Raw genomic sequence first — 7,578 nt, forward strand, 5'->3', positions numbered from 1 at the left:
ACTCTTAACAACCACCAACCGTAAACCTATATGATTTACGGTCTCGTGGGATCGGTGATGTGTATACGAGACAGGCCGTTGGCGCAGTGGGCGGTCGGTAAAATACCGCCCGCGCACACCGGATCGGCTGCGGTGCTATAGTTCGCGGTGCGATCGGCGTACAACGGCGCCACCGTGCCGCCGACCAGCCGCAGCGGGTCGCCGAACAGCAGCACCGCGACGACCCGGTCGGACATCCAGTGCGGCAGCACGTACATTCCCGGCAGCAGCATCATCGCCGGCGAGCCGAGGACGCCGTGGGCCACAGCCGCGCCCTGCGAGTAGCCGACGAGCACGAACCGCTGGTCGGGGCAGGCGGCGGCCTGCGCGAGCAGGTGGCCGGTCATCGCCCTGGTGCCGTCGGAGAACGAGGAGGGCACCAGGAGATCGGCCGGGTACTCGACCCGGTGGGCGGAGGTGTCGACCGGCAGCTGCGCACTGAGCACCGCGTAGAGCGGATCGCCGACGACCGCGCCCAGATAGCCGGGTTCGTTTGTGCCGCGGGCGACTACGACATCGAGCGTGGCGCAACTCTGCGCCCACGCTGTCAGCCCGGGGGACATCGCTGTCCCGATTCCCACGGCCAGTAGCAACACCGACAGCGCTCGCGCTGTATGTCCTGCGACGTTCCGAATTACCTTTCGATAGGTCATGGCATCCACCCACTCACGCCGTTGTGAGAATAGAGAAAGAGCGATCACCGTCCACCGCAACGGTATTCGGCGTGCTCAAGGGTGGAATACCCGCTGACCTACATCGACTCGACGCGAACTCGGCATCACTTGTGCCACGGTCGAGTCTCGGATCGCCTGCGGCACAAGGCCGCCGACGTGATCAGTGCTTCTTGGGCTTTTTCTTCTTCTTGGGCTTGTCGTGGTCGGGCTCCCATTCGTAGCCGGCGACGCCGCGCTCGCAGTAGGAGTTCTCGACCAGGACATCGCCCTGGTCACGTTCGCACCAGCGCTCGCTGCGCGAGCAGGAGGTGGCGCCCAGACCGGCGGCGACCGCGAGTACGAGCACGGCGGCACCGGTGCGGGTTCGGGTTCGGACGTTCATGGATTCCCCAAGTCTCTCTCGAAATGAAACACAGCGCCCTTCCACCGACGCACCAATGCTACGTTCCGTAGCATGCCGAGCACTGTGCCAGAACACACCGACGATTTCCTCCCCGACGCGATTGTCGTCGGAGCCGGCCTCGCCGGCCTGGTTGCCACCCATGAGCTGGTGCTGGCCGGACGCAAGGTCCTGGTGGTCGACCAGGAGAACCGCGCCAATCTCGGCGGGCAGGCGTTCTGGTCGCTGGGCGGCCTGTTCTTCGTCGACAGCCCCGAGCAGCGCCGGCTCGGCATCAAGGACTCCTACGAACTGGCACTGCAGGACTGGCTCGGTTCGGCCGGATTCGACCGCGAGGACGAGGACCGGATGGCGCGTCAGTGGGCGCAGGCCTACGTCCGGTTCGCGACCGAGGAGAAGCGGGACTACCTGCACGCCTTGGGCTTACGCGTCACTCCCCTGGTCGGCTGGGCCGAGCGTGGCGGCGGGCTCGCCGACGGGCACGGCAACTCGGTGCCCCGGTTCCACCTCACCTGGGGCACCGGGCCCGAAGTGCTCCGGGTCTTCCTCGAGCCCGTCCTGGCCGGTGCGGCCCGCGGGTTGGTGCGCTTCGCGTTTCGGCACCGGGTCGACGAGCTGATCGTCGACGACGGCGCCGTCACCGGGATCAGCGGCAGCGTCCTCGCGCCGACCGATACCGAACGCGGCGTGGCCTCCAACCGGGATGTGGTGGGCGAGTTCACCTTCCACGCGCCGTCGGTCCTGGTGAGTTCGGGCGGCATCGGGCACGCGCACGACATGATCCGCCGAAACTGGCCCACCGAACGTCTCGGCCCCTGCCCGGAGACCATGATCTCCGGCGTACCGGCCTATGTCGACGGTCGGATGCTCGGCATCTCCGAGCAGGCGGGCGCCGCCCTGGTGAACCGCGACCGGATGTGGCATTACACCGAGGGCATCAACAACTGGGATCCGATCTGGCCCGATCACGCCATCCGGATCATTCCGGGCCCGTCGTCGCTGTGGTTCGACGCGAACGGAACCCGCATGCCCGCACCGTGTTTCCCCGGTTTCGACACCAATGAGACCATGCGCCGGATCCTGTCGACCGGGTACGACTACTCGTGGTTCGTGCTGAACCAGACGATCATCGAGAAGGAGTTCGCGCTGTCGGGGTCGGAGCAGAATCCCGACATCACCGGCAAGGATCTCAAGCTCACGTTGCGCAGCCGGGTCGCCAAGGGCGCGCCGGGCCCGGTGGAGGCGTTCAAGCAGCACGGGGTGGACTTCGTCGTCGCCGATTCGCTCGTCGACCTCGTGGACGGCATGAACAAGATTGCGCGCGGCCCCCAGCTGGACGCGGCGGAGCTGGAACGCCAGATCGTCGCCAGGGACCGCGAAGTCACCAACCCCTACACCAAGGACGCGCAGATCGCCGCGATCACCAACGCGCGCAAGTACTTCGGTGACAAGGCGGGGCGGGTCGTCAAACCGCATCGTATTCTCGACCCTGCCCAGGGCCCGCTCATCGCGGTGCGGCTCAACATCCTGACCCGAAAGACGCTGGGCGGCTTGCAGACCGACCTCGACTCGCAGGTGCTGCGCCCCGACGGCTCGCCATTCCCCGGGCTCTTCGCCGCCGGTGAGGTCGCGGGCTTCGGCGGTGGCGGCGTGCACGGGTACAACGCGCTGGAGGGCACGTTCCTCGGCGGCTGCATCTTCTCCGGCCGCGCGGCGGGGCGCGCGATGGCGAAGCACCGCGCGGCAGGCTGAGTGGTCTAGAGGGGGCGGCCGTGCCTGGGGGCCAGGGCGCGCGCCGCTTCCTTGGCCACCTCGGCCAGTGCCCGCGCCAGCCGGGCGGTGTCGAGTGCGCTGCGGTCGCCGTTCACCGTGCCCGACAACGAGATCGCGGCCAGCGCGACGCCACGTCCGCGGATCGGTACCGCCACGCAGCCGACGCCGGGCATCGATTCCTCGGTGTCGACGGCGACGCCCTGCCGGTTGCGGATGCGGGCGAGTTCGCGATGCAGTTCGGCGCGATCGACGATCGTGCGGGCCGTGCGCGGGGTGGCGTTGCCGCGCAGCGAGCCTTCGGCGATGCCCGGTTCGAGGGTCGCGAGCAAGGCTTTGCCGAGTGCGGTGCAGTGCGCGGGCAGTCGGCCGCCGACGCGGGTCGGGATGGCGACCTGGCTGCGTCCGCCCGCGCGGTCCAGGAACAGCACCTCACGTCCGTCGAGAACAGCGAGATGGCCGATCAGGCCGGTGCGCTGGCTGAGGTCGTAGAGCAGCGGCCCGACGACCTCGCGCAGTTCGTTGTGTTCGGCTGCCAGGCCGCCCAGTTCGAGCACGCGCAGGCCGAGGCGGTAGCCGCCGGGAGTGTGCGCGAGCCAGCGCAGCCGGATCATCTGGTCGAGGATGCGGTGCACGGTCGAGCGCGGCAACCCGGTGCGTTCGGCCAGGCCGAGCAGGGTGAGGGTGGGGGTGGTCGAATCGAACGCGTCGAGGATCAGCGTCATCCGCTCGATCATCGACGTCGGCGGCGCTCCGGCGGCCCGGCCCGATCCGGTCCACAGGTCCTCCGGCGCCGGCTCGGTCACGATCTCGACCGTCATTGATCCAACCTCCACAGTGTGTAGCGGATACAGACTAGAGCCGTCTGCTCCGCTTACGCACCATTTCGCTGGACCATCCGGTTCACCAGGCGATTCCGTGACCCAGTCACGTGCTGCCGAGCGGTGTCCGATCGGCTATGCCGGTTCCTGGCTGGACGGGCGCCGGGCGTTCTCGAGCTGCGCGGCCCGTTCGACGAGCAGTTCACCCGGCCCCGATGGCGGGGTGTTGCGGCGCCAGATGGCGCGGAATTTGCGGGTCAGCCGGGCAGCGTCGGCGGACGGGACGGCGACAAGGGCGCCGGTGGCGAGATCGGGTGCCGCGATCAAGCGGCTCAAGACGGCCGGCGCCATACCGGTTCTGGCCGCGGCGACGATCGCCGCCGCCGATCCCAGTTCCGCGGCCGGTCCGGTGGGTGTCGCGGCGGTGCTGAGCAGGTCCCAGACGGTGTCGCGGGTGCCGGAGCCGGGTTCGCGCCACAGCAGCGCGGTGCCTGCCAGTTCGGCCAGGGCGACCGGGGTGGTGCGGCGGGCCCACGGGTGGTCCGGCGCCACGACGACGACCAGGTCGTCGGTGCCGAGCACCCGGCTGCCGAGGCCGGCGGGCGGATGCGGGCCCTCGACGAATCCGACATCGGCGACACCGTCGCGCACGAGGGCGGCGACCTGGGTCGAGTTCTCCACTTCGAGGGAGATCAGGACCTCGGGATGATCGGTGCGCAGCGCGGCCAGCCAGTGCGGAATACGGTGGTCGGCAATCGTTTTCGAGGCGGCGATGCGCAGGCGCGGGGCCTGGGCCGCGCGCAGGCGGTCGACGTCGTCGACGAGGTCGCGCACGGCGGCGAGGACGGTACGCGCGTGGTCGACGACGGCGCGGCCCGCGTCGGTCAACTCGGAGCCGGTCGGCCCACGGTCGAGCAGCTTCACCCGCATCCGGCGTTCCAGCGCGCTGATCCGCATGCTCGCCGCGGGCTGACTGATGCCGTGCCTGCGGGCGGCGGCGCCCAGGCTGCCCAGTTCGGACACCGACACGAGGAGGTCGAGCACCTCCAGATCGGGGGCTCCGGGTGGCAGCGTCATGCGCCGATTATGGGTGAGGCGACGCTGACGCACCGCATCAGGCGTCCTCGGAGCGGAGCCGGCGGCGCAGATTCTTCACCACGCCGTAGAGGGCGACGACCGGTTTCAGCGGCATCCATTCGCCGAATCGGTACTCCTGTCCCGGAACGAGGCGCACGGCCAGTTCCGGACTCTGTTCCGCGAGATAGTCGCGGCCCGTCGCGGCGTGGGTGGGCAGTGAGACGATCTTGATCCGGTCGACGTCCTTCAGATACGGGATCGCGAAAGCGATGTTCTCCCAGGTGGATCGGCTCGCATCCTCGAGCACGAGTTCCCCGCGATACCCGCGCGAATCCGTCGCGTACTCCGCCATCAGCGCGGCTTCCGGTACCGGACCCGCACATGCTCCACCGCACAACACGAGACGAGTCTCGGTCGCACCCGGATCGAGGGAACGCAGACCGGCACGGACCCGCCACCGATTCATGGCATTGGCGCGTTCCCCCGTGTTGCGATAGCCGAGGACGACGACAGCCTCGGACCCGGCGCGCGCGGGCCCGACGCCCCGCCGGGACGCGCGCCAGTTCGCCCATTCACCCCACAGCATCAGACCGATACCGGCGGCGATCGTCAGCCCGGTTCGTTTCCGCACCTCTCCAGCAAAGCACACCGACCGAACACGGTTCCCATAAGCCAGCATTATGAGCTCCTCCGAAACCTGCCTCTACCTCGTATTCTTCGGTGCGGCGAAGGTGGTGGAGTGAACCACGTACGCACCTTCGCTCCCGGACTGGCCCTCGCCGCACTCATGGCCACCGTGGCGACGCCGGCCGGCAAGGCACTGCCGATGCTCGGTGCGCCCGTGCTGGCGCTGGGTGCGGGTGCCGCCGCCGGAATGATGCTGCGGCGGAAGGTGGCGACGGACGAGATGTTCGGTCCCGGGCTCGAGGTCGCCCGGCAGCGGTTGCTCGGTCTGGCGATCGTGCTGCTCGGGCTCGGGCTGCCGCTGGGGTCGGTGTTGAGCGTGGGACGCGAGACCGCGGTCGTGCTGATCGGGACGCTCGTCGTCGGCGCGGTGGCGGCCTTCTGTGTCGGCCGGATGCTGGCGGTCGACCGGGAATCGGCGATGCTGGTGGCCGTGGGGACGACGGTCTGCGGCGCGTCCGCGATCGCGGCGGCCACCGCGGTGCTGCGACCGGACAAACAGCGGGTCGCCTACGCGCTCGGCACCATCTTCGTCTTCAATGTCACTGCCGTGCTGGTGTATCCGCCGCTCGGCCGCGCGTTGGGCCTGTCGCAGGAAGCCTTCGGCCTGTGGGCGGGAACCGCGATCAACGACACCTCCTCGGTGCTGGCGGCGAGCGTCGTCTTCGGCGCGGGTGCGGCGCATTTCGCGGTGATCGTGAAGCTGGTGCGCGGTCTGGCCATCATCCCGCTGTGTCTTGGCCTGCACGTCGGCCGTCGTCACCTCGTCGAGGAGACCGGCGCACCCGCGGGTTCGCTGCGCCAGGCGTTCCCCCTGTTCGTCGTCTTGTTCCTGGCCGCCTCGATCATCGCCGGTCTCGGCATCCTGCCCACGGCGCTGACCACGCCGTTGGCCACGACCAGCAGCTGGCTCATCGCCGCGGTCCTCGCCGCGATCGGTACTTCGCTCAGCATCGAGCGACTCCGCAGCGCGGGTATCCGTCCCCTGGTGCTCGGTGGCGCGCTCGGCCTGATCCTCGGCGTAGCCAGCCTGGGCCTGATGTACCTCACCGGCTGGTGCTGAACGGCGCGGATCCGTCCCTCACCGGCCAGGTGATGGTTCCGAAGCTCCACTCGCAGGAAATCGCCGGGCGATCGCCGCGGTGATCGCGTCCGGTTCGTGTTCCTGAATGAAGTGGCCCGCCCGCGGCAGCTCGACTACGTCGACATCCGTGAAGACGGTACGCATGCGCGGGAGATAGGCATTCGGACGGAACGCCATATCCTTCATGCCCCATACCAGCAGGGTCGGCTTGTCGCCGAGCAGGGCGGGCACGTCGCGGGCGAGTCGGTCCAGTAGCGGACGTGCGGCGCGAATTTCCTTGGGCGTCGCGGCGAGTCCGCACCGGGCTTCCGCGATGGGCTGTACCGCGCGGTAGTGGTCGGCCTCGGTCTCGGTGAGCTTGCGGCCCAGTTCTGCCAGCAGGACGCGCTCGACGAGGAAGTTCTGTTCGAGAATCCGCCGCTGCATCGGCCTGCTGCTCATGATCGCGCTGAACGCCTTGTTGGCCAGAGCTTCCATCGGCCAGAACACGGTGTTGCCCAGCACGATCCCCCGTACCCGATCGGCGCGCGAGGTGGCCGCGCCAAGGCCGATGGGTCCGCCCCAGTCGTGTCCCATGACGACGAAGTCGTCGAGCTGCAGGTGGTCGATCAGCTCGCCGAGGACGGCGGTATGCTCGGCGATGGTGTAGCCGTACCCCGCGGGACGTTCGGACAGTCCGAAGCCCGGATTGTCGACAGCGATACACCGGTACCGGTCCCGCAGGTTCCGCACGATGTGGCGGTAGACGAAGCTCCACGACGGGGCGCCGTGACAGAACAGGATCGGTGGTCCGGTCCCCTCGTCGATGTAGTGCACCCGGCCTGCGGACGAGTCGAACCATCGGGACTCGAACGGGTACAGATTCCTGTCGGGAACAAAATCGATCAGCATTGGGCCCTCCCTCCCGATGGGAGACTACATGGCGCGCACCCGGGCGTGCGGTAGGCCGCACCGAGTCCGGTTCGTGCCGAGTTCTGTTTTGCCCGAGGGTGTTTCAGAATTGACGGTCGAGTGGGGCGACACCACGAT

General features: G+C 68.7%; 8 protein-coding genes. 2 read left to right on the top strand and 6 right to left on the bottom strand.

The genetic code is table 11. The features are described from left to right. Nucleotides 1–35 precede the first annotated feature (35 nt). Together ACFWPJ_RS19075 and ACFWPJ_RS19080 are read right to left on the bottom strand one after the other, a co-directional pair. Nucleotides 36–602 carry a cutinase family protein gene (locus ACFWPJ_RS19075; RefSeq protein WP_378853079.1) on the bottom strand — a complete coding sequence of 189 codons (567 nt, stop codon included), beginning with the start codon at nt 600–602 and terminating at the stop codon, nt 36–38. A 271-nt stretch (nt 603–873) separates the two neighbouring features. After that, nucleotides 874–1,095 carry a hypothetical protein gene (locus ACFWPJ_RS19080; protein ID WP_378853081.1) on the bottom strand — a complete coding sequence of 74 codons (222 nt, stop codon included), beginning with the start codon at nt 1,093–1,095 and terminating at the stop codon, nt 874–876. Between the two features lie 72 nt (nt 1,096–1,167). On the opposite strand from ACFWPJ_RS19080, the gene ACFWPJ_RS19085 reads away from it, so the two are divergent. Continuing rightward, a complete protein-coding gene (locus ACFWPJ_RS19085) occupies nt 1,168–2,865 on the top strand; it encodes an FAD-binding dehydrogenase (RefSeq protein WP_378853083.1) in 1,698 nt (565 codons plus the stop codon). Between the two features lie 5 nt (nt 2,866–2,870). Here ACFWPJ_RS19085 and ACFWPJ_RS19090 read toward each other — a convergent pair whose 3' ends face one another. From ACFWPJ_RS19090 to ACFWPJ_RS19100, 3 genes are all read right to left on the bottom strand, one after another. Then, on the bottom strand, nt 2,871–3,704 hold the full coding sequence (locus ACFWPJ_RS19090) for an IclR family transcriptional regulator (RefSeq protein WP_378853085.1): 834 nt from the start codon (nt 3,702–3,704) through the stop codon (nt 2,871–2,873). 135 nt (nt 3,705–3,839) lie between these two features. Further along, the gene (locus ACFWPJ_RS19095) at nt 3,840–4,781 is read right to left on the bottom strand and encodes a LysR substrate-binding domain-containing protein (protein ID WP_378853087.1); all 942 of its coding nucleotides are present in this window, start codon (nt 4,779–4,781) and stop codon (nt 3,840–3,842) included. A 37-nt stretch (nt 4,782–4,818) separates the two neighbouring features. Further along, on the bottom strand, nt 4,819–5,412 hold the full coding sequence (locus tag ACFWPJ_RS19100) for a YdcF family protein (protein ID WP_378853089.1): 594 nt from the start codon (nt 5,410–5,412) through the stop codon (nt 4,819–4,821). Nucleotides 5,413–5,520: 108 nt separating this feature from the next. Between ACFWPJ_RS19100 and ACFWPJ_RS19105 the strand changes: the two genes are divergently transcribed. Beyond that, nucleotides 5,521–6,528, top strand: coding sequence for a YeiH family protein (locus tag ACFWPJ_RS19105; protein WP_378853091.1), 1,008 nt, complete (start codon nt 5,521–5,523; stop codon nt 6,526–6,528). Nucleotides 6,529–6,546: 18 nt separating this feature from the next. Here the strand turns inward: ACFWPJ_RS19105 and ACFWPJ_RS19110 are convergent, their stop codons facing one another. Then, nucleotides 6,547–7,440: a haloalkane dehalogenase gene (locus ACFWPJ_RS19110; protein ID WP_378853093.1), complete on the bottom strand. Its 894-nt coding sequence runs from the start codon at nt 7,438–7,440 to the stop codon at nt 6,547–6,549. Nucleotides 7,441–7,578 lie beyond the last annotated feature (138 nt).

Source organism: Nocardia sp. NPDC058497 (assembly GCF_042720195.1).
In the GTDB taxonomy this organism is placed as follows: domain Bacteria; phylum Actinomycetota; class Actinomycetes; order Mycobacteriales; family Mycobacteriaceae; genus Nocardia.